Origin of the sequence: Dyella silvae (assembly GCF_026421305.1) — a bacterium.
GTDB classification, from domain to species: domain Bacteria; phylum Pseudomonadota; class Gammaproteobacteria; order Xanthomonadales; family Rhodanobacteraceae; genus Dyella; species Dyella silvae.
Genome location: NZ_JAPJBQ010000004.1, coordinates 273,539 through 297,042, shown reverse-complemented (window position 1 = coordinate 297,042; position 23,504 = coordinate 273,539). Strand labels below are relative to the sequence as shown.

At 64.0% G+C, this 23,504-nt stretch carries 19 protein-coding genes; 10 read left to right on the top strand and 9 right to left on the bottom strand.

What is annotated here, in order from left to right:
• Nucleotides 1-2: 2 nt before the first annotated feature.
• From OQE56_RS12495 to OQE56_RS12480, 4 genes are all read right to left on the bottom strand, one after another.
• Nucleotides 3-1,877 carry a tetratricopeptide repeat-containing sulfotransferase family protein gene (locus tag OQE56_RS12495; RefSeq protein ID WP_267224712.1) on the bottom strand — a complete coding sequence of 625 codons (1,875 nt, stop codon included), beginning with the start codon at nucleotides 1,875-1,877 and terminating at the stop codon, nucleotides 3-5.
• A gap of 61 nt (nucleotides 1,878-1,938) precedes the next feature.
• The gene (locus OQE56_RS12490) at nucleotides 1,939-4,812 is read right to left on the bottom strand and encodes a TonB-dependent receptor domain-containing protein (protein WP_267224710.1); all 2,874 of its coding nucleotides are present in this window, start codon (nucleotides 4,810-4,812) and stop codon (nucleotides 1,939-1,941) included.
• Nucleotides 4,813-4,977: 165 nt separating this feature from the next.
• Complete coding sequence (gene dinB / locus OQE56_RS12485) at nucleotides 4,978-6,081, bottom strand: DNA polymerase IV (protein ID WP_267224708.1); 1,104 nt, start codon at nucleotides 6,079-6,081, stop codon at nucleotides 4,978-4,980.
• A gap of 148 nt (nucleotides 6,082-6,229) precedes the next feature.
• On the bottom strand, nucleotides 6,230-7,555 hold the full coding sequence (locus tag OQE56_RS12480; RefSeq protein ID WP_267224706.1) for a peptidase MATCAP family protein: 1,326 nt from the start codon (nucleotides 7,553-7,555) through the stop codon (nucleotides 6,230-6,232).
• Between the two features lie 225 nt (nucleotides 7,556-7,780).
• On the opposite strand from OQE56_RS12480, the gene OQE56_RS12475 reads away from it, so the two are divergent.
• Complete coding sequence (locus tag OQE56_RS12475) at nucleotides 7,781-9,109, top strand: APC family permease (protein WP_267224704.1); 1,329 nt, start codon at nucleotides 7,781-7,783, stop codon at nucleotides 9,107-9,109.
• An 87-nt stretch (nucleotides 9,110-9,196) separates the two neighbouring features.
• The gene (locus tag OQE56_RS12470; protein ID WP_267224702.1) at nucleotides 9,197-11,383 is read left to right on the top strand and encodes a beta-agarase; all 2,187 of its coding nucleotides are present in this window, start codon (nucleotides 9,197-9,199) and stop codon (nucleotides 11,381-11,383) included.
• Nucleotides 11,384-11,472: 89 nt separating this feature from the next.
• Here OQE56_RS12470 and OQE56_RS12465 read toward each other — a convergent pair whose 3' ends face one another.
• The 3 genes from OQE56_RS12465 to OQE56_RS12455 form a co-directional block, all read right to left on the bottom strand.
• Nucleotides 11,473-11,883, bottom strand: coding sequence for a hypothetical protein (locus OQE56_RS12465; protein WP_267224698.1), 411 nt, complete (start codon nucleotides 11,881-11,883; stop codon nucleotides 11,473-11,475).
• A gap of 64 nt (nucleotides 11,884-11,947) precedes the next feature.
• Nucleotides 11,948-12,397 carry an Mpo1 family 2-hydroxy fatty acid dioxygenase gene (locus tag OQE56_RS12460; RefSeq protein WP_267224696.1) on the bottom strand — a complete coding sequence of 150 codons (450 nt, stop codon included), beginning with the start codon at nucleotides 12,395-12,397 and terminating at the stop codon, nucleotides 11,948-11,950.
• 7 nt (nucleotides 12,398-12,404) lie between these two features.
• Nucleotides 12,405-13,301: a phosphoribosylaminoimidazolesuccinocarboxamide synthase gene (locus OQE56_RS12455; protein ID WP_267224694.1), complete on the bottom strand. Its 897-nt coding sequence runs from the start codon at nucleotides 13,299-13,301 to the stop codon at nucleotides 12,405-12,407.
• A gap of 197 nt (nucleotides 13,302-13,498) precedes the next feature.
• Here OQE56_RS12455 and OQE56_RS12450 point away from each other — a divergent pair, with 197 nt between their 5' ends.
• From OQE56_RS12450 to rpe, 3 genes are all read left to right on the top strand, one after another.
• The gene (locus OQE56_RS12450; protein ID WP_425601625.1) at nucleotides 13,499-13,846 is read left to right on the top strand and encodes a c-type cytochrome; all 348 of its coding nucleotides are present in this window, start codon (nucleotides 13,499-13,501) and stop codon (nucleotides 13,844-13,846) included.
• Complete coding sequence (gene djlA, locus OQE56_RS12445; protein ID WP_267224692.1) at nucleotides 13,843-14,652, top strand: co-chaperone DjlA; 810 nt, start codon at nucleotides 13,843-13,845, stop codon at nucleotides 14,650-14,652. Before OQE56_RS12450 ends, djlA begins: the two co-directional genes overlap by 4 nt.
• 99 nt (nucleotides 14,653-14,751) lie before the next feature.
• Nucleotides 14,752-15,432, top strand: coding sequence for a ribulose-phosphate 3-epimerase (gene rpe, locus OQE56_RS12440; RefSeq protein WP_267224690.1), 681 nt, complete (start codon nucleotides 14,752-14,754; stop codon nucleotides 15,430-15,432).
• Between the two features lie 660 nt (nucleotides 15,433-16,092).
• On the opposite strand, the gene OQE56_RS12435 is transcribed toward rpe, so the two are convergent.
• A complete protein-coding gene (locus tag OQE56_RS12435; protein ID WP_267224688.1) occupies nucleotides 16,093-16,239 on the bottom strand; it encodes a hypothetical protein in 147 nt (48 codons plus the stop codon).
• A gap of 287 nt (nucleotides 16,240-16,526) precedes the next feature.
• Here OQE56_RS12435 and pdsR point away from each other — a divergent pair, with 287 nt between their 5' ends.
• Genes pdsR through OQE56_RS12420 form a run of 3 tightly spaced genes read left to right on the top strand, consistent with a single transcriptional unit; the run spans nucleotide 16,527 to nucleotide 19,847 of the window.
• Entirely contained in the window at nucleotides 16,527-17,216 is a 690-nt protein-coding gene (gene pdsR / locus OQE56_RS12430; RefSeq protein WP_267224686.1) for a proteobacterial dedicated sortase system response regulator, read from the top strand.
• Nucleotides 17,216-17,809, top strand: coding sequence for a hypothetical protein (locus OQE56_RS12425; RefSeq protein WP_267224684.1), 594 nt, complete (start codon nucleotides 17,216-17,218; stop codon nucleotides 17,807-17,809). The genes pdsR and OQE56_RS12425 overlap by 1 nt, the downstream gene beginning before the upstream one ends.
• 25 nt (nucleotides 17,810-17,834) lie before the next feature.
• Entirely contained in the window at nucleotides 17,835-19,847 is a 2,013-nt protein-coding gene (locus tag OQE56_RS12420; protein WP_267224682.1) for an ATP-binding protein, read from the top strand.
• An 84-nt stretch (nucleotides 19,848-19,931) separates the two neighbouring features.
• Here OQE56_RS12420 and OQE56_RS12415 read toward each other — a convergent pair whose 3' ends face one another.
• On the bottom strand, nucleotides 19,932-21,107 hold the full coding sequence (locus OQE56_RS12415; RefSeq protein ID WP_267224681.1) for a hypothetical protein: 1,176 nt from the start codon (nucleotides 21,105-21,107) through the stop codon (nucleotides 19,932-19,934).
• Nucleotides 21,108-21,288: 181 nt separating this feature from the next.
• Here OQE56_RS12415 and trpE point away from each other — a divergent pair, with 181 nt between their 5' ends.
• Together trpE and OQE56_RS12405 are read left to right on the top strand one after the other, a co-directional pair.
• Nucleotides 21,289-22,764: an anthranilate synthase component I gene (trpE, locus tag OQE56_RS12410; protein WP_267224679.1), complete on the top strand. Its 1,476-nt coding sequence runs from the start codon at nucleotides 21,289-21,291 to the stop codon at nucleotides 22,762-22,764.
• A gap of 38 nt (nucleotides 22,765-22,802) precedes the next feature.
• On the top strand, nucleotides 22,803-23,465 hold the full coding sequence (locus tag OQE56_RS12405) for a hypothetical protein (RefSeq protein ID WP_267224677.1): 663 nt from the start codon (nucleotides 22,803-22,805) through the stop codon (nucleotides 23,463-23,465).
• Nucleotides 23,466-23,504 lie beyond the last annotated feature (39 nt).

Genomic DNA, 23,504 nt, shown 5'->3' with positions numbered 1-23,504 from the left:
AGTTACTCGTGGTAGCCCAGCCGTTCCATCATGGGGCGCAGGATGGGTAGTACGGGCTCGAAGTGTTCGCGATAGGCGTGCCAGCGATTGACCGCTTTGGCGTGAATGCCTTCTGTCACCTGGGTATAGCTCGGCGTGCTGATGTAACCCTTGGCGCGTGCGTGCTCGGCAAAGCGCGCCATCGGCGAGGCGTCTTCCAGATCGAGGAACTGGCCCAGCCGCGCTACGTGATCGTCAAAGCGGCTCACGACCGATTCGTAGCGCCACTCCAGCACACGGGGTGCAAACACTTCGACATGCCGGTACCACTGCTCAAACGACTGCACATAACCTTCTGCCAGTCGCTTCAGCGATGAGCACAGCACCATGAAGGCCGGTGAGCGGAACGGCTGCATGAAGCAGCTCAGCAGCACGTCGCACGGATGGCGCAGGCACAAAATGATGCGTGCCTCAGGATAAAGCCGGACAATCATCGGCAGGCACAGCATGTTGAGCGGATTCTTGTCGACGAGCCGATGGTGGCTAAGGTCCGGCACCACGCGTCGGACCATGTCGTCGTAGATGTCGCGGAGCTGATTCACCTGAGGTTGCGTCAGGGTGGCGAGATCGGCGGGATACGTTTGCCCGGCAAGCTGCATGCGCTTCATCAGTTCATAGATGAACGCGCGCTCGTCCATGGAGCGGAAATCGGGGTGTGCATCGAGCATCTGCTCGAGCAGCGTTGTGCCTGAGCGCGGGAATCCGACGACAAACACCGGGCTCTCATGGGTACGGGGCGCCTTCAGCGCCGTCCAGCGGTCGTATTGGGTGCGGTTGACGTTGTGCGCCAGCATCTCGAGCGGTTGGCTGCCTTCAGTCAACAGATCGGGCACGAAGTCTTTGGCGAATTCAAGTTGCCACGCATGCGCCTTATCCAGGGCGTGCCATGCATGCTCAAGGCGTCCTTGTTTCGTTCGCGCTGCGGCAAGTCCAAAGGCGGCGTTCGCCAGCACATGGGTGTCGCCACCTCGGCCAATGAGCTGCTCATAGAGGTTAGCTGCTTGCTCTGCATCGCCGAGACGCGCGGCAAGACTTGCATGCACCTGCAAACCTGAGACGCGCAGATCCTGCTGATCGGCTGGCAAGGTATCGAGCATCGCCAGCGGCAGCTTCGAGAGTTCGGCTTCGGCTGACTCGAGCTGGTTGCCGCGCTCGTACATGGAGGCACGTAACGCAACGAAGCGCGATTCCATCGATGGCCGCGAAGGCCCCTCGGGCATGACGGCTTGCGCCAGCGTATGAAAGGCGGTGGCCTGATAGCCGAGACTCGACAGCATGGTGGCGAGAATCAGCGCCTGATCGGCCTGTTGCGGCGGCCAGTCGGCGGCGCCTTCAAGCATGACTTCTGCGCCACGGGTATCCGAACAAAAGTGGCAGGCGTGCGCGGCCTGCAGGCGCGCCTCGAGAAAGTCTGGCGCGAGCTCTACCGCCTGAAGCAGGGTTTCGCGCGCAAGCAACCAACGTTGCTGCTGGGTGTAGAGCAAACCAAGGTTGTAAAGCGTTTCAGCGTTACCGGCCGCGAGCGTGCTCGCTGTGCGCAGCGCGTGCTCGGCCGTTTCCAGATCATTGGTCTGGCGGGCGACGATGCCGAGATTGTTCCAGTATTCGGGAACGCCCGGCTGGCGCTCAGTGAGCTTGCGAAAGCTCGCAACCGCGGCTTCAGGGCGGCCTACGGACTGTTGCGCAAGTCCAAGCAATAGCAGCGCGGTATCGTCGGTATCACTCGAGTCGACGATCGATTCGCCGAGGGCCAACACGCGGATCAGGTCGCCCTGGTTGAACGCAGCGACCATGCTTGCGACGAGTTCGGCGGAAGAGTGGGTAACGTGTCCGGTCATTCCACGATGGTAACAGCGGCAAGGCTGCAACGTTTCCGTTGCAGCCTTGCCGTGCGGTGGATCAGAACTTCACGGTGATACGACCCCAGAAGTAGCGGCCCATCGTGTCATACGTTGCCGTATCCACGTTGTAGTTGACCGCGTTCTGATAGGACAGCGGCGGCACTCGGCCGGTCAGGTTGTCGATGCCGAGATCGAAGCGGGTGTGATACTTGGCAAGTTCGTATCCGGCCTGGATGGCGTGATACGTGATGCCACCCATCGGTGCGCTCGCCCCGGTGTCGATGTACGCGCCAAGATTGGTCAGACGGTGAATGTACCGGCTCTGCCACTGGGCGCTCCACGGACCGCGATTCCAGTTCAGCGTGAGCGTGCCGCGCCAGCGGCTGATGTTGCCGAACTGCTGGCTGTAGGTGCCCGCGTAGTTGATCGTCTCCGCACCCGGCTGACCCGGGGAGGCGTCATTCTTGTACGTGCCGATGTACGTGGTGTTCAGCGCCGCCTTGAAGTTACCAGGATCCACGCCGCCGACATCGAAGTGCGGAATTGCGTAGTTCAGCGTGAAGTCGACGCCACTGGTGCTCAGGTTGCCGAGGTTGACGAACGGCGTGTTGATGAAGTTGATGCCGCCGGCGACCGCGCTGGCACTGTTGTAGCGATTGATGAAGGAGCAGTACGGGCTGCCACCATTGACATAGCACTCATTCAGCACGGTCTGTGCCTGAATGATGGTGAGCATGTCCTTCAGGTTGATACGCCACAAATCGACCGTCGTCGATGCACCCTGGAGCCAGCTCGGGGAATAGACGAGGCCAAAGTCAAACGACTTGCCCTTTTCGGGCCTCAGGGACGCGCCCGCGGGCACCGCGCCGGAAACATAGGCGGCGGGCTGGTTACTCAGGATGTTCTTGTAGTTGGTGTTGGGCGGCATGAACTGACACGCCGCCGCATGAGCCGCCAACTCGGCTGCGCTCAAGTCATAGCAGGGGTCAGTAACGGTGGGGTTGGTAATGGTGCGACCGTCATACAGCTCATCGAGGTTCGGCGCGCGGAACACCTGCGATACCGTGCCACGTACCAGCAGGTCGGCAATGGGGCGGTATTCGATGGCGAACTTGCCGTTGGTGGTGGTGCCCGACGAGCTGTAGTTCGACGTACGGATACCCAGGTCGACATTGAGCGCGTAGGCCCAGGGCTGCTCGGAGAGGACCGGAATCAGCGTTTCGGCATACAGCTCCTTGACGGTGATGCTGCCGCTCGCCGGCGAGCCGCAAGCCTCTTGCAGCACGGTACAGGTGCCCGTCACAGGATCCAGGATGGCATCGCTGGTGACGTTGTAGTTCATCGACTCCTTGCGATACAGCACACCCGTGGACAGCTGGATGGCGCCCGCCGGCAGATCCCAGATTTCACCCGAAGCGTTGGCCTGGGCCTGCTTCATGGTGTTGGTCTTGGTGTACATCGGTGCATCCACGCCCTTGCGAAGCTGCGCGGTAACCGCCGGGTCTGCCTGGTTGAAGATGTTGGCGCCGCTGTTGATGGCGGCCTGGAACGCCGGGACGTTCACTTCGTTGTAGTCGGTCTGGACGCGGTGCGAGTGGCCGTAATCGATGCTCGCGTCCCAGATCCACGTGCTCTGGCCGAAGTTGCCGCGCAGGCCGGTGTTGATCTGCTCGTTGGTGGTGGTGAACGTGTGCAGACGCGTGCCGAGACCGGTCAGGCGCGTGCCCATGAAGTTGCCACCCGAGTTCGGATTGGAGAACGTGACGCCGAACGGGTTGATCGGGTTGTTGGCCGCCACGGACCAGCCGTCGGTGACGTTGGTCGGCGCCGGGGCATCCTGGCCGGACGAGTTGGTGTGGTTGTAGAACGCGTCAGCGAAGAACGTCACATAGTCGTTGAACTTGTAGTTGCCAAGCACAAAGACGTTGGTGCGTTCCTGCTGCGTCTGGATGTAGTTGTAGGCGTTGTAGTTGTATCGGTCATTCGAGTTGAAGCAACGGTAGTCACTGGTGGAGCTGCCGTTTCCGCTGGCCAGGGTGACAAGGGCCGTCGGCGGGTTGCCTGATGCTGCGCAACCCGGAGCCACTGAGGGCGGCACCTGCATCTTGCCGGTGGGAATGGTCGACGAGCCCGAAACCTGCAGGCCGGAACTGTAAAGAGACAGCTGGTGCGAGGAGAAGCCGCGCCGCGTGGCGACCACCGGATCCTGCTTGTTGTAGTCGATACCGCCAACGATGCTGCCCTGGTCGCCGCTGGCGCCCACGGTGAATTGCGCGCCGTGGCGCTGACCGTCGCCGTGGCTGGAGATGCCGTCGTTGACGCTGACTTCGGCGCCCTTGTAGTCCTTGCGCAGGATGAAGTTGACCACGCCGCCGACGGCGTCGGAGCCGTAGACGGTGGAGGCGCCGTTGGCCAGCACGTCCACGCGTTCGACCATGTTCTGCGGGATCATGTTGAGGTCGGGGTTGGCCAGGCGCTGGCCATCGACGAGCACCAGGGTGCGTTCGGTGCCGAGGCCGCGCAGCGAAACACGAGCTGCGCCGTCGCCGCCTTCCAGCGTCGGGCTGGCGACACCGCCGCCGTTACTGTTGTTCTGGGTATTGGTGGCGTTGCCCGAGATGCTGGGCAATGCCTGCAGCACGTTACCGAGCGTCGGGCTGCCGTTGTTGGTGATCGCAGAGCGATCCAGCGTCACCACCGGGCTGGCGGTTTCAGCATCGACGCGGCGGATCAGCGAGCCGGTGACCGATACGGCGGTCAGCGTCTTGGCATTGGACTTCTGGGGTTGCTCGGTCGTCTTGCTCTGGTTCTGCGTGTTCGAGGCATCCTTGCTGCTGGCGTCCTGGGCCTGGGCCATGGCGGCGGTCGAAGCAATACCGACAGACAAGGCAAGGCGTACCGCTATGGACAGGCGATTGTAATTGGACTGCATGTTCTCTCCCCGATTCGTAGGCAAACAGGTACCCGCTATAGGCGCTTAAACGTCTATAGGTGTGGTGCTACTTGTGGGCTCCCCGAAAGCCACTCTTTCAGGAAATCGCGGGCGAGTAAAGGCCCCTTTAACAAATTGGATCGATAAAGGACCCCTGCCAAAAGGTCAGGGGTAAGAAATTGCGCTGAACAGGTCGGCCTGGGCGATAAAACTGTCGAGGTCGACGAAACCCGCCAGGCCCACGCCCACCAGCCGGTACCGGGATGTCGTGGGGCGCTCCACGCGATCGCGCAGCGCGCAGGCAATCTCCGCCAACTCAGCGGCGGAGCCGGGACGTGAAGGCGGCGTGAAGCTTCGGGTCAGCGTTTGGAAGTCCGAAGTCTTCAGCTTCAGCACCACCGTGCGCGCCACCCGGCCGTGCTCGCCCTCGGCTTCGCGTTGGTGAGCCGCCCAGGCTTTTTCTGCGAGGCGATGGATGTGAGGCGCAAGTTCTTGCAGGGTCAGGTCGTGCTCAAAGGTGTCCTCGGCCGATACCTGCAGGGTGGGGCGGTCTGGCTGCACGGGGTGATCGTCGACGCCCAGCGACAGCTCGTGCAGGCGGCGGCCCCAGCGGCCGAAATGCTGCTCCAGCTCCTGCAGGGCATGGCCACGGAGGTCGCCGACGGTAGCGATGTTCAGCTCGGTGAGCCTTGCTTCCATCACCTTGCCTACCCCGGGCAGGCGGCCCACTGGCAGCGGTGACAGAAAGGCTTCGACCTGATGCGGGCGGATGACGAAGAGGCCATCCGGTTTGCGCCAGTCCGAGGCGATCTTGGCGAGGAACTTGTTGGGAGCGACACCGGCTGACGCGGTGAGCTGCGTCTCCTCGCGGATGGCGGCTCGGATGGCTTCGGCGGTGGCGGTGGCCGAAGGGAGTCCCGTGTGCGTCGCGGTGACATCGAGATATGCCTCATCCAGCGACAGCGGTTCGATCAGGTCGGTGTGGCGCGCGAAGATCTCGCGCACCTGTCGCGATACCGCTTTGTAACGGGAAAAATCCGGCGGCACAAAGATTGCCTGCGGGCATAGCCGCTCCGCACGCACGGCTGGCATGGCAGAACGCACGCCGAACGTTCGCGCCTCGTAGCTGGCCGCGCAGACCACCGAGCGGGCACCACGCCACGCCACCACGACGGGCTTGCCGCGCAAAGAGGGATCGTCGCGTTGCTCCACCGATGCGTAGAACGCATCCATGTCGACGTGGATGATCTTTCGGGGTGGCAGTGGCACAACGGAGCACGGGCGGAGAGGAACGCACAGTCAAGCACGAAACGGTCTCGTTGGCGCGTGGCTGGGATGACTTTCGTGCACGGGGTGCGCTCCCACACATCACTCATTTCCCGTGGGAGCGCACCCTGTGCGCGACGACCCGGTTACCTCACTTCCAGGATGCGTGGAGACTCTCGTCCACCAGCGCATTCTCGAACGCCACAAAGCTGTCCAGATCGAGCGTATCGAGGCGGAAACGCGCCGCGGCCGTAAAGAACGCCATCAGCGACAATATGCGCTGCGGATTGCGCGCCCACGGCGGCACATAGACGGCGCGGGAGATCAGTCCGCTTTGCAGGAACGGCGACAGGGTGATCACGTCGGTGGTGGTTACGCGTCCGGCAAACAACAGCGGCAGCATTTCCGCTTGTCCGGCCTGCAACACCTTGCGGATGAAGATGTAGACGATCATCACGCCTTGCAGATAGGCGGCGTCCTTGGTGAAACACACGCGGCCGCGCACATCGCCGCCGCGGAAGATGCGCGAAGCGCTGCGGTAACTCTCCACGGGCGTCTGCCCGGCCTCGAGAAAGCCACGGAACACTTCGATAAAGTCGGCGCCATCCAACGCGCGCTTCACCATGATTACGCGAAGCGCAACGCGGCGCAGGCGCGCGAGATCGATCGAACCGGTGATGATCTCGGAGAAGGTGGCCAGGCCTTCCTGCGCACGGGTGGTGCGGGGCGAACCCAGTCCCAGCGATTTCAGATAAGGCTGATGTTTGCCATTGAGCAGCGTGGCGGTGTGCACGAAGGCTTCGTGCTCGGTCAACTGCGCCAGATCCAGTTCGGAGAACATCGCGGTGGAGCGCAGGTTGATGCTCTTGCTGCCGGCGGTGGCCTTGGATGGCAGCGCCGGGTTGAGTACCACCTCGACCTTGTCTCTGTCGAAGAAGCCGCCCAGCCGTTCGCGCAGGCGCTCGGCAAACACGTCGGCGGGGATATCTGCCGGCACCGGCGGAATCGCCTCGCGGCCGATGAGGTCGTCAGAAATGGATATGACATCCTGCGCGGCATCCACTGCACTGGCGCTCTGGCTGGAGTGCACGGAGTCCGGACGTCCATACAGTGCGGTCGAGCAACGGGTGAATTCATCCGTGCCCACATGCATCAACATCTGTGCGGCGGTGAGATAGCTCCAGGCGGTCTTGAACAGCCAGTCGCCGATGGGGTGGCCGCGGTCGAGCCGGGCCATGATGCTCCGCAGGGCCGTGATCTCACCGCTGAGATCGGGCTGGCGGCGCGGCGGGTCGGGCAGCTGCGGATTGCCGCGCTCGAACTCCGCGATGAACTTGGTTTCCAGCTCCACCGGCCAGTCGATGGTCTTCAAGACTTTGATCTTCTTGCTGACCTGGACCAGTTCGCGGTCCAGCTCCAGCAAGGGCCCCAGGGTCTTGTCGTCCTCGGGCCTGACAGCACTAGCGACGGTACTCATGACGACTCCTTCAAAAGGGCGCCGGTCCGGTGCGCGGCCGGCATGCAGCGACGGGAGAGAGGGCAACTTTGCGCCCGCCATCCGGCGAGCGCTAGCGAAGAACTACTGAGTCCGCGCCGAAAAATGCAGCCGCATCCGAATGTTGCAGTGGCATGTCGATGTGGAAGCCGGACTCGCGCTATCGTCGGACCTTCGTACCTGTCGCGAAGGATGCCGTTCCGCACCATGACTGCTGAAACTTCCCCCGCGTATCTGCGCCGCCTGGGCATATGGGACGCCGCAGCCATCGTCATCGGTGGCGTGATTGGCGGAGGCATTTTCCGCACCGCTTCCACCGTGGCCGAGCGCACCTCGTCCGGTGCGCAGCTGCTCACGCTGTGGGCCATCGGCGGCCTGCTCACGTTGACGGGGGTGCTCTGTTATGCGGAGCTGGGCGCGCGGCGGCCGCACGCGGGCGGTGTCTACATCTACCTGCGTGAGGCGTTCGGGCAGCTGCCAGCGTTTCTGTTCGGCTGGACCATGGCACTGATCAACTACCCCGGCAGCGTGGCGGCGGTGGCCACCACCTTCGCCGATTACTTCTGCGCAGCCACCGGCTTGCCGTTGATGTGGGTGAAACCGGTGGCGGCGGGCGCCATCACCTTCATCGTCGGCGTGAACTTCTTCGGCATCAAAGCCGGCGCGCGCATGCAGAACCTGTTTACCGTGCTCAAGTTGTCGGCGATCACCTTGCTGGTCGTGGTGGGCCTGGTGCTGGCACGCGGGCATTTCGGCGCCGTGATGGCAGCGGACGTCACGCATCCGCTTCCGCCGGGGGCATTCCTTGGCGCGCTGCTGCCGGTGCTGTTTACCTATGGCGGCTTCCACTATCTCAACGACCTGGCGGGCGAGGTACGCGATCCGCAGAAGACGCTGCCGCGCGCGCTCGGCCTGGGCTTAGGGGGCGTGGTGGTGTGCTACGTGCTGGTGAACTTCGCCTACCTCGCCGGTCTTGGCCATGCGGGGCTGGCGGCCAGTCAGGCGCCGGCTGCGGACCTGATGCGCAAACTGTTCGGGGAGCGTGGCGCCACCATCATTGCGGTGGGCATTGCCTGCTCTACCTTCGGCTACTGCAGCATCGCCATTGCGGGTGGCGCGCGCGTGCTGCAGACCATGGGAGCGGATGGCATGTTTTTCCGCGCCGTGGGCCGTATCGATGCACGCTCACATGCACCGCAGGTGGCACTGGCAGTGCTCGGTGCGTGGGCCATCGTGCTGACGGTGTCGGGCAGCTTCGGCCAGCTGCTCGATTACACCACCGTGGGCGAGTGGTTGTCGCACGCATTCGGCATCGCCACGCTGTTCTGGTACCGCCGCCGCTTCCGTGATGAGCCATCGCCCTATCGCGTACCGTTTTATCCGGTGTTGCCGTTGTTGTTCGTGTGCACGGTGTTCGGCGTCATCATCGCCACCACTATTCACTCACCGGGCGACGCAGGCATGAGCCTGTTGCTGATACTGGCGGGTGTACCCGTCTACTACGCCTGGCGCGCACGTCAACGGAGCACGGCATGATCTTGCGCCCGGGGACAGGCTCTTGCAGCAAGGCAACCTTCAGTCGCTGCAGGCATACTGCCGCCAATTCCACGTGTTGAACTACCGATGAAACGGATCGTTCCCCTGGCCCTGTGCTGCCTGCTCGCCCTCACGGCTTGCCATAAGGCCAGCGACACCGATCGGGCCGATCTCAGTCGAGCGGCACCGGCTCCGACTCCTGCAAGCCATAGCAACCCGGCTACGCCCACCACGCAAACCGCACTCGACAACGTGCAGCGCGACGGTGCGCCGGTCACGGTGTCGGGCATGTCGCTGCAGCGCTATGTATTCCAGCCGTCGCCGCAGCCGCAGGTAGTGGTGTCGCTGAGCCAGGGCGAGTGGAACTGGTCGAAAGAAAGCGCATTGCATGTGGACATGCAGAACGCCATGCCGTGGGCCGTGACGCTGACGGTCGACATCGATGGCGCCAAGGAAGGGCAGCATTTGCATGCCACCGTCGGCGTGCCGCCCGGGCCGCCGCAAACGCTGGTGATTCCGTTGCATGCCACGTCACCGCGCGATATGGGTATGCAGGTGGGGCCGCCGATGCCCTATGTGGCTGGTGGCAAGCGTGTGTACGTGGCGACCACGGTGGAGGGTTCGCTCGATCTGACACACGTGAAAGCGGTGCGCCTCGGCACGCCGGCACCGACGGCGGCGCAGACGCTGCTGTTCGGCAAACTCGATACCTCGCATGGCGATCATGAGCTGCGTGATGCCTACACCGGCATCGTGGATGCCTGGGGGCAGTACACCCGTGGGCAGTGGCCGGGCAAGATCGATTCGGATGATGCGTTGCGCGGCGGCCGGCAAAAGTTCAAACAAAACGCCGTGATGGGCTCGCCGATGGAGCGCAAGGGCTTCGATCGCTATGGCGGCCGCACCGACCTGGCCGCGTTCAAGGGCACTGGCTGGTTCCGCAGCGAACAGCGAGGTGGGCGTTGGCATCTGGTGACCCCTGAGGGGCATGCCTTCTTCTCGCTGGGCGTAAACGTGGTCGATGACGACGGTGGCCGCACGTATATCCAGGGCCGCGAATTCATGTTCAAGGATCTGCCGTCGGACAGTGGCCGCTGGAAGCCGTTCTACGGCACCGATGGCAAGCCGGTGGGCGAGCAGCAGGCCCCGGCCGGCCTCAACTTTCATCATGGCCGTTGGTTCGATTACTACTCGGCCAACCTGTTTCTGGCCGATGGCCGCCGCTGGCGGCAGACCTGGCGCGCGCGCACCGTGGCCCGTCTGGAAAACTGGGGCTTCAATACGCTGGGCAACTGGAGCGATGAATCGCTGACGCAAACACATCACCTGGCCTATACGCGATCGGTCAACATCAGTGGTGTGTTCGGAAACGTGTCGAGCGGCTACGACTATTGGGGCCGCATGCCTGATCCGTTCGATCCGCGCTTTGCGCAGGCCGCCGATGCCGCAGCGGCGCAGGCGGCGAAGGAAGTGCGCGACGACCCGTGGTTGCTCGGGTACTTCGCCGACAACGAGCTCGCGTGGGCGGGCAAGGGGCCGGAGGGGCGCTGGGGGCTGGCGCAAGGCACCTTGCGCGGCGAGGCACGCAGCCCGGCCAAGCAGGCGTTCATCGCTGCGCTGAAGAAGAAATACGGCGATCCGTCGAAACTCGCAGCCGCATGGGGCATCACGCTGGCATCGTGGGACGCGCTCGACGCGACCAACTTCGCGGCCCCTAACCCTGACGAGGCGCATCCCGCCATCGCCGACGACTACAGTGCGTGGCTGCGCCAGTTCGCCGACCAGTATTTCCACACGGTCGCGCAGGCCATTCGCAAGCACGATCCGCATCACCTGTTCCTGGGTGGGCGCTTTGCCGTGCACACGCCGGAGGCCGTCGCCTCATGCGCGCAGTACTGCGACGTCGTGAGTTTCAACGGCTACGCCGACGTGCCGGAGCACGCGTTCGACGCAGCGGCATTTGCCAAGCTCAGCAAGCCGGCCCTGATCACCGAATTCCATTTCGGTTCCGATGATCGCGGTCCGTTCGGCAAAGGCGTGGTGCCGGTGTGGTCCGAGCAGCAGCGCGGCGAAGCCTACGCGCACTACGTCGCGGCGGCCGCCGCCAATCCGGCCATCGTGGGTGTGCACTGGTTCCAGTATGTGGACCAGCCGGTCACGGGCCGTCTGCTCGATGGCGAAAATGCGCATATCGGTCTGGTAGCCATCACCGACCGGCCGTTCACCCACTTCATCGACGCGGTGCGCGAAGCGAATCGCAAGACGGGATATTGAGAGCAGGAGTGAGTGGAGAGGAGCGAGAAACGAGAGAGCGCGTTGCGCATTTCTCTCACTCCTCACTTCTCTTCACTCACTCCTCGCTCTTAGCTCGCCAGGCTCGTCGCCGCGCCAAATGCCACCGCGGTCATCACGGCCACTGCCATGCAGGCACTGGCAAGGCGGATGCGGTGTGCGTCGATGCGCGGAATCAGCCGCCACAGCACGAACACGCCGATGATCATGTTGACCACCAGTGCGCCTCGCAGCAGCGTGCTGGCGAGCAGCGGTGCGAATGGCGGCTTGGTGTGGCCCTCGTGCATCGCTACCAACGTGATAAGCAGCAGGCCGATGAGGTTCCACACCAGGCAGGCGAGATAGGTGCGGTTGAAAACCACCGCGCAGCGCTCGGACCAGCGCAACACGGCCCAAGCAATGATGGCGAAGAACAAGGCGCCGATGCTGCTGTAGAGCACCCACCAGAGCAGGGTGCTGATAAGAGTGAGCAGGGTGGTCATGCCGCTTTCCTGTTTTTTTGCTCGTCATTCCGGCGCAGGCCGGAATGAGGGATAAGTGGGGCTGTCAGATCCCCACGCGCCGCAGCAGCTTGTCCATCAGCCACGCTGGCCCAACCAGCAGATAGGCCAGGTCGGTGAGAAAGCTCGGGCGTCGCCCTTCGATGGCGTGACCGACGAACTGGCCAATCCACGCCACGACAAACACGGCGACAGCTGTCAGTCGCAACGTCGATGGGCCCAGTTGCCGGTAGGCGAACTCGGTGAGTACGCACAGCACGGCCAGCGCGATCAGCAAGGCGGCGCCAAGCCGGTGCGACTGCTTCCAGTACCACGCAAACGCCAGTACCAGCGCGGCTACCGCCCAGAAGCCAGGGCGGCCGATCATCGGTGGCACCGGAATGGTCCACATCAGGGCGATCGCGCACCACACGATCAGTGGTACGCAGATCCAATGCAGGAGGCGATTGGTCGGGTGCTGGTGATCGTTGCTGTAGCTATCCAACCAATGCTGCATGTGTGCCTCAGCTGAGTGTGATACCGGCAAGACGCTGCAGTGCTTCGGCGTACTTGTCCGTGGTGGCGCCGATGACGTTGGCGGGTACGCGCGGACCGGGTGCTTGCTTGTTCCAGTCCAGCGTTTCCAGATAGTCCCGCACGAACTGCTTGTCGTAGCTCGGCGGGCTGATGCCCACCTTATACGAATCGGCCGGCCAGAAGCGCGAGGAATCGGGCGTCAGCATCTCGTCCATCACGTAGAGCTTGCCGTTCTCGTCGGTGCCGAACTCGAACTTGGTGTCGGCGATGATGATGCCGCGCTCAGCCGCATACGAGGCCGCCCACTTGTAGATGGACAGCGTCGCCTCGCGCACCTGCTCGGCGAGGTCGGTGCCCACGGCGGCGATGACCGCATCGAAGCTCACGTTCTCGTCGTGATCGCCCACGGCGGCCTTGGTCGAGGGCGTGAAGATGGGTTCCGGCAACTGTTGCGCCTGCTGCAGGCCGGCCGGCAGCTTGATGCCGCACAGCGAGCCGGTGGCCTGATAGTCCTTCCAGCCCGAGCCGATGATGTAGCCGCGTGCGATGGCCTCCACCGGCACCGGCTTCAGGCGGCGGGTGACTACGGCGCGCTTTTCGTACAGCTTGAGGTCGGTGCCGGCAGGCAGCACGTCGGCCAGCGGCACGTCGAGCAGGTGGTTGGGCACCAGGTGCGCCGTCTTGTCGAACCAGAAGTTGGAGATCTGCGTGAGCATCTCGCCCTTGCCCGGAATCGGATCGGGCAGCACCACATCGAACGCGGAGAGGCGGTCGCTTGCCACGATCAGCAGCCTGTTCTCCGGCAGCGCATAGACGTCGCGCACCTTGCCGCGATGGATCAGCTCGAGGCCGGGCAGGTTCGATTGCAGCAGGGTGGTGGGCACGGTCTTTCGCTCCTGGATGGCCGGCCTGGCGGAGCAGGACGGGGGATACGGTGAGCCGGCCCGGAACGGGCCGGTGAACAAGCCGGCAATTGTAGCCGGTGGCGCCTGTGCGCGAGGTGTAACGGTGGGAGGGCGCCCTCCGGTTCAAGCCTCGGCGGCTGCTAGACTTGGCGCTTTTTGAGCCCCGGCCCGTCCACATGGTCCAGCCCGCCCGCCCTGCCGTACTGCCAATCCGCTATCTGGCGCTTGTTGCCGTGGCCTGGGCTGCGCTGGGGCCCGTGTACGCCGCATCACCCGCCAGGCCCGCGCGGCTTGGCCTGTGCGCCGCCTGCCACGGCGAAACGGGCATGGCGCAGATTCCCGGGGCGCCCAATCTGGCCGGCCAGAAAGTGGACTACCTGCTCGAAGCGCTCAAGCAATACCGCGATGGTCGCCGCAATGTACCGCTGATGCGCACCGTGATCGGCCCGGTGAGCGATGCAGATCTGGATGCACTGGCGCACTGGTACAGCGCGCAGACGCCGCACACGCAAGGCAACCCATGAATTTCACCTGGACCTTCTGGCTGTTCGTATTTGGCTTCCTGTTCGGGCATGGCCTGCCCGGCGCCGTGGTGGGCGGCCTGATTGGCTTCACCATCGATAGCCTGCGGCGCGGACAGATGCGGCGGGCGACCCCGGAGGCCGGCGGCTATATCAGCCCGCTGTTCGCCTTGCTGGGTGCGGTGGCCAAATCCGATGGCCGCGTGTCGGAGGCCGAAATCGCCATCGCCGAGCGCCTGATGCAGCGCATGGGCCTGGAGCACGAACAGCGCAAGCAGGCCATCACCGCGTTCAACGCGGGCAAACAGGTGGAGTTCAACGTCACGCCGGCCATCGAAGAGCTGCGTCGTTGGGTCGGTCTGCGCCGCGACCACGCCTTCCCTGTGCTGGACGTGGTGATCGAGACGGTGTTGGCGGAGGGCAATCCCGCGCCCGAGAAAATGGCGATCCTGCGCCAGCTCGCTTTCGCGCTGCGTGTCAGCGATATGGAGCTGATGGCGCTGATGGCCATGAAAGGCTACGCCTGGAACGCGACCGGTTACTCGCGCGGCCAGGGGCCCTATGGCGGCAATGGCGGCTACGTACCGCCCCAGCGCAACACGAACGGCCCGGATCCTTACACCGTGCTGGGCATCGCGCGCAGCGTGGACGACCGCGCGGTGAAGCGTGCCTATCGCAAGTTGATCTCCGAGCACCATCCGGACCGTCTTGGCGACCTGCCCGAAGCCATGCGCAAACAGGCCGAAGCGCGCGCCAGCGAGATCAATGCGGCTTACGAGCGCATCAAGGCCGAGCGCGGATTCAAATAAACCAGGCGTCTACGCGTGGGAGCGCACGCTGTGCGCGACTGCAACCGCCTTGAAACCCCGGGTCGCGCACTTCGGTGCGCTCCTACAGGAACCATGAACATGAGCAAGCAATCCAACGTCATCGCCCCTTCGATCCTCTCCGCCGACTTTGCGCGTCTGGGCGAGGACACCGCCAAGGCATTGGCCGCCGGCGCGGACTGGGTGCACTTCGACGTCATGGACAACCACTACGTGCCCAATCTCACCATGGGCCCGATGGTGCTCAAGGCGCTGCGCGACTACGGCGTCACCGCGCCAATCGACGTGCATCTGATGGTGAAGCCGGTGGACCGCATCGTGCCGGACTTCGCCAAGGCCGGCGCCACGCTGATCAGCTTCCATCCCGAGGCGAGCGAGCACATCGACCGCACCATCGGCCTTATCAAGGATTCGGGCTGCCAGGCCGGCCTGGTGTTCAACCCGGCGACGCCGCTGAGCTATCTCGACTACGTGATGGACAAGCTGGACCTGATCCTGCTGATGTCGGTGAATCCGGGCTTCGGCGGGCAGAAGTTCATCCCGTCCGCGCTGACCAAGCTGCGCGAAGTGCGTCGTCGTATCGATGAGAGCGGCCGCGCCATTCGCCTGGAGATCGATGGCGGTGTCACCGCCGCCAATATCGGCGAGATTGCCGCTGCAGGTGCCGACACCTTCGTGGCGGGCTCGGCCATCTTCAATGCGCCCGACTACAAGACGGTGATTGAGGCCATGCGACAGAACCTGGTTGCCGCGGGCGGCTGAGAGCCTGTTCACGACCTCCGCGTAGCCCGCGTTGTTCTTGAATGGCCACCCGGTGGCAGTGCGTGGCGCAGCGCCTGCCTGGTGGGCAGGTCAAGCCGCGCGCTGCCACCGGGTGGCCATTCAAGAACAACCCTTCGGGCCGGGGCTGTTTGCCCACAGGCCAGCGTCATCACTCAGTCGTGTACGGACGTACACTCCCTCGATCTTCCTTGTCCTGCGAGCAAACAGCTCCCGGCGCGGGCCACGCGGAGGTCGTGAACAGGCTCTGAGGCCGGATAAGAAAATCCCGGCGCGGGTAGCGCCGGGACAAGTTTCGTCGGAACGACGTGTGAGGAGACCACATGGGGTCGCCCATCCACGGCAAGAATCGGCGACCACCGAAGGATATGACCGGGGCCGGACGGTTTGGTTCCCCCTGTTCGCCAAATCGATGGCCGGCGGTGTAGTCCGTTCATTTACGTTAAAAAAATCCCCGCGGTGAGCGGGGAGGGAACGTACCAAGGGGATGGGACTTACCGGTTCAACTGGGTTGCTCGTCATCGCCGGTTTGCCCGGCCCGGGCGGCCGGCACGCCTCCATGCGCACCAGCCGCCTCCATGCCTTCCACGGCAGATGACAGAAAGCGGAATTTCAGTGTTCGCCGCCCGGCAGGGTGGCGCCTCAGTGCAGGCTCATCACCACGCCCAGCACCAGCGCACCCAGCGCCAGCACCACGCGCAGCGGCTCGAAACCGCGCAGCTCGGCATTGGGATCGATGGGTGGCTGACCGGTGGGGCGCATGGCGAATTCCTCGAGAGACGGTGCCATTCGGCCATCGCCCGGGGTGCGCCCCGGGCCCCGGATATGGCAAAACGCGGGCAAGTTCGGCCCGTGATCGGGCGCTTCAGATGCAAGCTATACGCAAGGTCTGGCTTAGCCGAGCGGGAGACGCCGCTCAACGAGAGAAACCTTCGTGATGAACCCGCCGGCCACTCGCCCTTCGGCATGGCGCCGCGCCGACCGTAAATGGCGAAACGCTGACGGTTGCTGATCATGGCTTGCGTGACGGTGACGCACGCTGCACGCTGCGCGCCATTGCCATAGTGGAGCGTGCCATGGGCCGCAGTATCGCCATAGTCGAAGACGAACCGCTGATCCGCGCCAATTATGTCGAGGCGCTGACCCGCTTCGGCTACGAGACGCGCGGCTATGGCTCCCGGCACGAGGCTTCCAGCGCGTTCGGCATGCGGCTGCCCGAGCTGGTGATCATCGATATCGGCCTGGGCGACGAACCCGAAGGTGGCTTCGACCTGTGCCGCGAACTGCGGGCGAAATCGGCCACCTTGCCGATCATCTTCCTCACCGCCCGTGATTCGGATTTCGATGTGATCTCGGGTCTGCGTCTGGGCGCGGACGATTACCTGAGCAAGGACACCAGCCTGCATCAGCTGGCGGCGCGCATTGCGGCGCTGTTCCGCCGCATCGAGTCGCTGAAAGTGCCGGCCAGCAGCGAGACGGTGATTGAGCATGGTCCGCTCAAGCTCGAATCCGAGCGCATGCGCATCACCTGGAATAACGAAGAGATTCCGCTCACCGTCACCGAGTTCTGGATGGTGCACACGCTGGTGCGCTTCCCCGGTCACGTGAAGAATCGCGATCAGCTGATGCGCGAAGCGGAACTGGTGGTGGACGATGCCACCATCACTTCGCACATCAAGCGCATCCGCAAGAAGTTTATTGCCGTGGCGCCGGAGTTCGATGCCATCGAAACGGTGCATGGCGTGGGTTATCGATGGAAGCCGTAATGAAGCGTCTGCTTGGCGTGTGTTTGTTTTTGTTGACGGCTCTGTGTGCGCAAGCCAAAGAGGATGATCAGGGGCGTGGCGTGTTGGTTTACGGTGGCGCTGACCGCGACATCCCCGGCTGGGCCATTCTCTCCGATCTTCCGGATGGCTGGACGCGAGATTGCTGCATGTATGCCAAGGCGATTGGCGTGAATCTCGTGCTCTACAAGGGTGAGTGGACAGGCAAGCCTGAGCGCGTGATGGTGCTCAACGTCTGGCCGTCCAAGTTGTCCTCGCTTGAAGCCGAGCTGCAGGATGATCGCCATCACTATATGGAGCGAGACCGTTCTGCCAAGTTCAGCGTGCTTGCGCTCAACAACAAGGCCATGTCCTGTCGTGGCGTGCTGTATGAGGGCACGGACCACGAGGACGACGCTGTTGTGTTCTGCGATCCCGGCCTGGCAACGGGCATCCGTTTCAGTTGGTCCATGACGCTGTCCCACGATGATCCCCAGAAGCAGGACTTGCTTGCGTTGTTCCAGCGTGTCGTAGAGGGATCGCAGTACATGAAGCAAGTGGGCGGAAAGCCGGGCACCGCAAAAACCCAGCATTGAGCTGCGTTTTCGGTATCGTCGCACCATGACTCTGCGCCAGAAGCTCCTGCTCGTCGCCCTGTGCACACTGGCCCTGCCGGTGGCCGGTTGGCTGTACGTGCGCCAGATGGAAACCCTGCTGCGCGAAGGGCAGGCGCAGGCGCTGACCGCGTCGGCCCGCGCGATGGCACGCAGCCTGGTCGTCACCGATGCGCCGCTGCCGCCCGCGGGGCCCGTGTGGTACGTGCAGCAGGCCGCCAACCCCATCACCATCGATGGTTATGCGGACGACTGGGCGCCGCTCACGCCGTGGAGCCAGCCGCTGGACAAGCGCGGCAAGCTGCTGCTGGCCAGGGATGCCGACTGGCTCTATCTCTACGCCGAGGTGCGCAGCACACAGCGCACGCGTGCCGATACGGATGATCCCAATGCGTTGCGCGCCGATCATCTGGTGCTCAGTCTGGGCAAGGGAGAGCAATCGCGCCGCTATCTGCTGGCCAGTGCGGCACCGGGATCGGTCACGGCCCGCCCGCTTGATCCGCCGGTCGATGGGCTGCCGGCGATGGTCACCGCGCAATGGCAGGAAGACGGCAGTGGTTATCACGTGGAATTGCGCGTGCCGCGCACGGCCTCGCTCGATGCGTTGGGGCTGGCGGTTTACGACGCGAACAGCGGCGCCGACCCGGCGGCCGTGCAGAGCAGGCCGCTGGTGACCTATTCGTCCCAGCTTTCGCACGAGCTGGGTCAGTTGGCGCTCGACGGCGTGCAGGCGCGCGTGCTGTCGCCACAGGGCTGGCTGCTGGCGCAGACAGGCCATCTGGCGACGCCGGCTACTGGGCCAGGCGATCAGCCGGGCTGGTTCGCCTCACTGGTCTATCGCTCGTTATTGGCCAATCAGGTCGAGGACGCCGAACTGTGGACGCAGGACGTGCCACGTCTCGACGTGGCCGAAGTGCGTGAGGCGAGCGAAGGCAAGCCCGCCACGCTGTGGCGGCAGGGCGAAGCGCGCGGCAGCGTGGTGCTGGCCGCGGCAGTGCCGGTAGAACGCGACGGTCAGGTGCGTGGCGTGTTGCTGTTGGAGCAGGCGAGCCGCGCGGTGCCGCTGCTGGCCAATCGCGCCTTGCTCGGCCTGCTGTTGACCAGTTTCGGTGTGCTGCTGGTGGCGGGCGCGATTCTGTTGATCTTCGCCACGCGCTTGAGTATTCGTCTGGGTCGTTTGCGTGACGCTGCTGAGCGCGCCCAGTTGAATGATGGCCGCCTGGATGGCCCGTTCCCGATGACCGGTGCGGAGGATGAGATCGGCGATCTGGCGCGCAGCTTCGAGCGGCTGTTCGAGGTGGTGGGTGGCTATACCGACTATCTGCGCACGCTGGCTTCCAAGCTCTCGCATGAACTGAATACGCCGCTCGCCATCGTCAAATCATCGCTGGACAATCTCGAGCACACGCTCCAGTCGCATCAGGCGATGCCGCCGGATGCGCAGCCTTATCTGTCGCGTGCGCGGGATGGTGTTGCGCGCCTGGGCATGCTGGTACGTGCGATGAGCGAAGCCAGCCGGATGGAGCGTGCCATTGCCGCGGCGGAGCCTGAGGACGTGGATCTGGTTGCGGTGGTGCGCGGGTGCAGTGATGCCTATCGTCCGCTGGCCGGTACGCGAAGCCTGGAAACCGTGTTGCCCGACGGGCCAATGACCATGCATTGCGCGCCCGAGGTGATCGCGCAGGCGTTGGACAAGCTGTTCGACAACGCGCTGTCCTTCACCCCTGAACATGGCTGGTTGCGTCTGACCTTGCGGCAGCTCGATGACGGTGCCGAGATCGAGTTGGCCAACCAGGGCCCGCCGTTGCCTGCAGCGATGCAAGGACGGCTATTCGATTCGCTGGTGAGCCTGCGCGACAAAGCAACCCCGGGCGATGCGCCGCATCTTGGCCTCGGTCTGTACGTTGTCCGCCTGGTGGCCGAGCGCCACGGTGGCGTGGCCATGGCGCGTAATCTGGAAGACGCAAGTGGCGTCGCATTCACACTGCAATTGCGTGGGATGCCGCGGCAGAGGCTTTAAGGCAGAAGTGAGTGAAGAGAAGTGAGAAACGAGAGAGAGCCAGTTCTTCTCTCACTACTCACTCCTCTTCACTCGCTCCTCGCTCTACTTCGTCTCACCCAGCGTCCACCCGCCACCGCCGGGCATCACCATGAACTGGCGAACCGTCGTTGCCGCACAACTGGCCGGCTTGTCCGTGCACCGGGCCAGGGTGACGCGCAGGTGCTGATCGTCCACCAGATCGAATTCGGTGAGCTTCGTGGTCGCGACGCTGGCGGCGGAATCGAGCGCCGTGCCGATGAACACGCCATGGCGGAACACATACAGCTGCAGCGCGTCGGGTTCGCACTGCTGGTTGACCGACACCGCCGCCTCGGCCACATAGGTGTCGCCTTTTCGCTGGGCGCGTCCGGTAAGCACGCGTTGGCCGGTCAGCAGAAAGCGGTCCTCGTCGTTTTTCGGCGAGGCCGCCTTGGCGGCGCACTGCGGGGATGCATCGGCCGTGCTGGAAGGCAGCGGCTGCAGCGGTCTGGGCACATAGGGTTGCGCCACCTGCACCGGGGCCGGGCGGTGCAGCCACAGGAAACTGGCGGCGACGCTCAACAACACAGCGGCGACCGCCCAGGCGCGGCCGCGCAGCAGCGGCCGGCGGTACAAGTAGATCAGCGCGCCCAACGCCACCAACAGGGCAACGGGGGCCAGCGAGTGGATCAGTAGTGCCAGCAAACCGAACAGGGCGGCCACCACCGCCACGGCAGAAAGCGGTGGCCTGACCGATGATGTCGTGGGCGCCACCGATGCGGGTGGTTGCGGCGGCAGCGGCGGTGGTTCGGCAAGCGCATCAACACCGGAAAATTCGGGCGATTCGTGCGTGCGATACACCGGCGGCAGCGGGGGCGGCTCACCGTCATCAGATGCTGGCGACCAGGCGAACCATGCCTGCCCGCCGTCATGGCACCACTGATCGCCCGGCTCGGCGTAACGGTCCAGCGCCTGTTCGGGAAGCGGGCCGCATATGCGCCCGGCCCGTCGCAGCCAGATCAGCCGGTCGCTGTCGGGCAGGGCGTCGGCCTCGACGCCCATATCGCGCAGTTGAGCCGCCTGCGCCTCCGCAGCCGTTGCATCAAGACCGCGGCGGATGATCAGCGGCGCGCGCTCGAAGACGCGTTCGCGGAAGCCAGACATCTCCATGCCGAAGGCGGCGGCCATGCGCTCATGCACGGCCGAAGGGTCGTGCCCGTCGAGCAGGCGACCGGAAAGCACCAGACAATAGTGGTCCATATCCTTCGATTCCCCTGCGAATACCGCATCATGCACCGATGCCGCAAGGTTAGGCGGCCTACGGCGGGCGAACAAGCCGTATTGGCAGGCCCGGGAGGGGTTTCTACCCCGTGCGCTTCGGTTCATCAGGGTGCTGCCCCTACAATGGCGGTTCAAGCTTGGCCATCCGGACCTTCCCCACGTGATCTCCCGAGACGAATTCGACGCACTGGCAGCGCAGGGACACACCCGTATTCCGCTGGTGCGCGAGGTGTTTTCCGACCTCGATACGCCGCTGTCGGTGTACCTGAAGCTGGCCGACGGCCCGTACACCTTCCTGTTTGAATCGGTCGAGGGCGGCGCCACCTGGGGGCGCTATTCGATTATCGGTCTGCCGGCAAAGCGCGTGTATCGCCTGCGCGGCCACGAACTGGAAGTGGAAGATGCGGGCGAAATAACCGAGCGCCGCTACCTGGAAGACCCGCTCGGCGAAATCGAAGCCTTGCGCAAGCAATACCACGTTCCGCGATTGCCACAATTGCCCGCTTTCAGCGGCGGGCTGGTCGGCTACTTCGGTTTCGAAACCATCGGCTATATCGAGCCGCGCCTGGCGAAGTGGGATCGCGCTGACGAGCTGGGCACGCCCGATGTGCTGCTGATGCTCGCCGAAGAAGTGGCGGTGTTCGACAACCTCAAGGGGCGCTTGTATCTGATCGTGCATGCGGACCCGTCGCGGCCGCACGCCTACGCCGAAGCGCAACGCCGGCTGGATGCATTGGTCTATCGCCTGCGCCAGAGCGGTGTGTCGTATCCGCAGCTCAATCAGAGCACGGCGCTCGATGAGAGCGACTTCAAGTCCTCCTTCACCAAAGAAGAGTTCGAAGCGATGGTGGAGCGCGCGAAGGAATACATCCGCGCGGGCGATATTTTTCAGGTGGTGCCATCGCAGCGTCTCAGTGTTGGGTTCAACGCGCGTCCGGTGGATGTGTACCGCGCGCTGCGCGCATTGAATCCTTCCCCGTACATGTATTTCGTAGACCTCGGCAACACGCAGATCGTCGGTTCGTCACCGGAGATTCTTGCCCGCCTGAAGGATGGCAAGGTGGTCGTGCGCCCGCTGGCCGGAACACGCAAACGTGGCGCCACGGATGAGGAAGATCAGGCGCTGGAAGCGGAGTTGCTGGCCGATCCGAAGGAGCGCGCCGAGCACGTGATGCTGATCGATCTGGGCCGCAACGACATTGGCCGCATCAGCGAAACGGGTAGCGTGGAGGTGAGCGAGTCCTTTGTGGTCGAGCGCTACTCCCACGTGATGCACATCGTTTCGCAAGTGCAGGGCTCGGTGCGGCCGGACGTGGGCTACATGGACGTGCTCAAAGCGACGTTTCCCGCCGGCACGCTCAGTGGTGCGCCGAAAATCCGCGCACTGGAGATCATCCAGGAGCTGGAGCCCTACAAGCGCAACATCTACGCCGGCGCCATCGGCTGGATCGGCTGGTGGGGCGATGCGGATACCGCCATCGCGATCCGCACCGCCGTCATCCAGGATGGACGTCTGCACGTCCAGGCGGGCGCCGGCATCGTGTACGACTCCGATCCCGCGTCCGAGTGGGAGGAGACCATGAATAAGGGACGCGCGCTGTTCCGCGCGGTAGCTCAGGCAGCAAAAGGACTTTGAGCATGGGTACGGTGAGTCGGGGAGCGGCATGGTCTTGTATGTTGGGTATCGGCAGCGGTCTGATCGTTGCGCCAGCGCATTCGCGCGCGCCTGAGCCGCCGCCGGTATGGCACGACGACGTGACCTCGCGGCTGGAGGTGCTGGCACTGCTGCAGACGCTTAACGCCAACTTGCTCAGTCACGCCAGCGCCACGCTCACGCTGGAGCAGTGGTGTGGTGCGCACCATCTGGCACCTGACGCAAAAATTGTGGCCGAGCGGGTGCTTGGTGAAGACAAGCCGCTGCCGGCCGATGGCCGTACGCAGCTCGGCATCGGCCCCGATGAGCCCGTGCGCTATCGCCGCGTGCAACTGGCCTGCGGCGAGCATGTGCTCTCGGAGGCCGACAACTGGTACGTACCGTCGCGTCTCACTGAGGCGATGAATGAGGCACTCGACACCACCGATACGCCTTTCGGCAAAGTCGTGCAGTCGTTGCACTTCCGTCGGCAGACGCTGACAGCGGAATTGTTGTGGTCGCCCTTGCCGCAAGGTTGGGAAAGTGGCGCGCCATTGCCGGCCGCGCAGGGCGCTGCGCTGTCGATTCCGCACCATGTGCTGCAGCATCGCGCGGTGCTGTTCGATCAAGCCAACCGCCCGTTCAGCCTGGTGGTGGAGAGCTACACCTCGCAGGTGCTGGCGTTCACGCCACCATCGCGATGACCGCACGGGTGCCGTCGCCGGAAGCACGCGCTCGCTTTG

Excerpts from the sequence above, each read along its gene's own strand:
- OQE56_RS12495 (WP_267224712.1), bottom strand. The coding sequence starts at position 1,877 with ATGACCGGACACGTTACCCACTCTTCCGCCGAACTCGTCGCAAGCATG.
- OQE56_RS12490 (WP_267224710.1), bottom strand. The coding sequence starts at position 4,812 with ATGCAGTCCAATTACAATCGCCTGTCCATAGCGGTACGCCTTGCCTTG.
- OQE56_RS12480 (WP_267224706.1), bottom strand. The coding sequence starts at position 7,555 with ATGAGTACCGTCGCTAGTGCTGTCAGGCCCGAGGACGACAAGACCCTG.
- OQE56_RS12475 (WP_267224704.1), top strand. The coding sequence starts at position 7,781 with ATGACTGCTGAAACTTCCCCCGCGTATCTGCGCCGCCTGGGCATATGG.
- OQE56_RS12470 (WP_267224702.1), top strand. The coding sequence starts at position 9,197 with ATGAAACGGATCGTTCCCCTGGCCCTGTGCTGCCTGCTCGCCCTCACG.
- OQE56_RS12465 (WP_267224698.1), bottom strand. The coding sequence starts at position 11,883 with ATGACCACCCTGCTCACTCTTATCAGCACCCTGCTCTGGTGGGTGCTC.
- OQE56_RS12460 (WP_267224696.1), bottom strand. The coding sequence starts at position 12,397 with ATGCAGCATTGGTTGGATAGCTACAGCAACGATCACCAGCACCCGACC.
- OQE56_RS12450 (WP_425601625.1), top strand. The coding sequence starts at position 13,499 with ATGGTCCAGCCCGCCCGCCCTGCCGTACTGCCAATCCGCTATCTGGCG.
- djlA (WP_267224692.1), top strand. The coding sequence starts at position 13,843 with ATGAATTTCACCTGGACCTTCTGGCTGTTCGTATTTGGCTTCCTGTTC.
- rpe (WP_267224690.1), top strand. The coding sequence starts at position 14,752 with ATGAGCAAGCAATCCAACGTCATCGCCCCTTCGATCCTCTCCGCCGAC.
- OQE56_RS12435 (WP_267224688.1), bottom strand. The coding sequence starts at position 16,239 with ATGGCACCGTCTCTCGAGGAATTCGCCATGCGCCCCACCGGTCAGCCA.
- pdsR (WP_267224686.1), top strand. The coding sequence starts at position 16,527 with ATGGGCCGCAGTATCGCCATAGTCGAAGACGAACCGCTGATCCGCGCC.
- OQE56_RS12425 (WP_267224684.1), top strand. The coding sequence starts at position 17,216 with ATGAAGCGTCTGCTTGGCGTGTGTTTGTTTTTGTTGACGGCTCTGTGT.
- OQE56_RS12420 (WP_267224682.1), top strand. The coding sequence starts at position 17,835 with ATGACTCTGCGCCAGAAGCTCCTGCTCGTCGCCCTGTGCACACTGGCC.
- OQE56_RS12415 (WP_267224681.1), bottom strand. The coding sequence starts at position 21,107 with ATGGACCACTATTGTCTGGTGCTTTCCGGTCGCCTGCTCGACGGGCAC.
- OQE56_RS12405 (WP_267224677.1), top strand. The coding sequence starts at position 22,803 with ATGTTGGGTATCGGCAGCGGTCTGATCGTTGCGCCAGCGCATTCGCGC.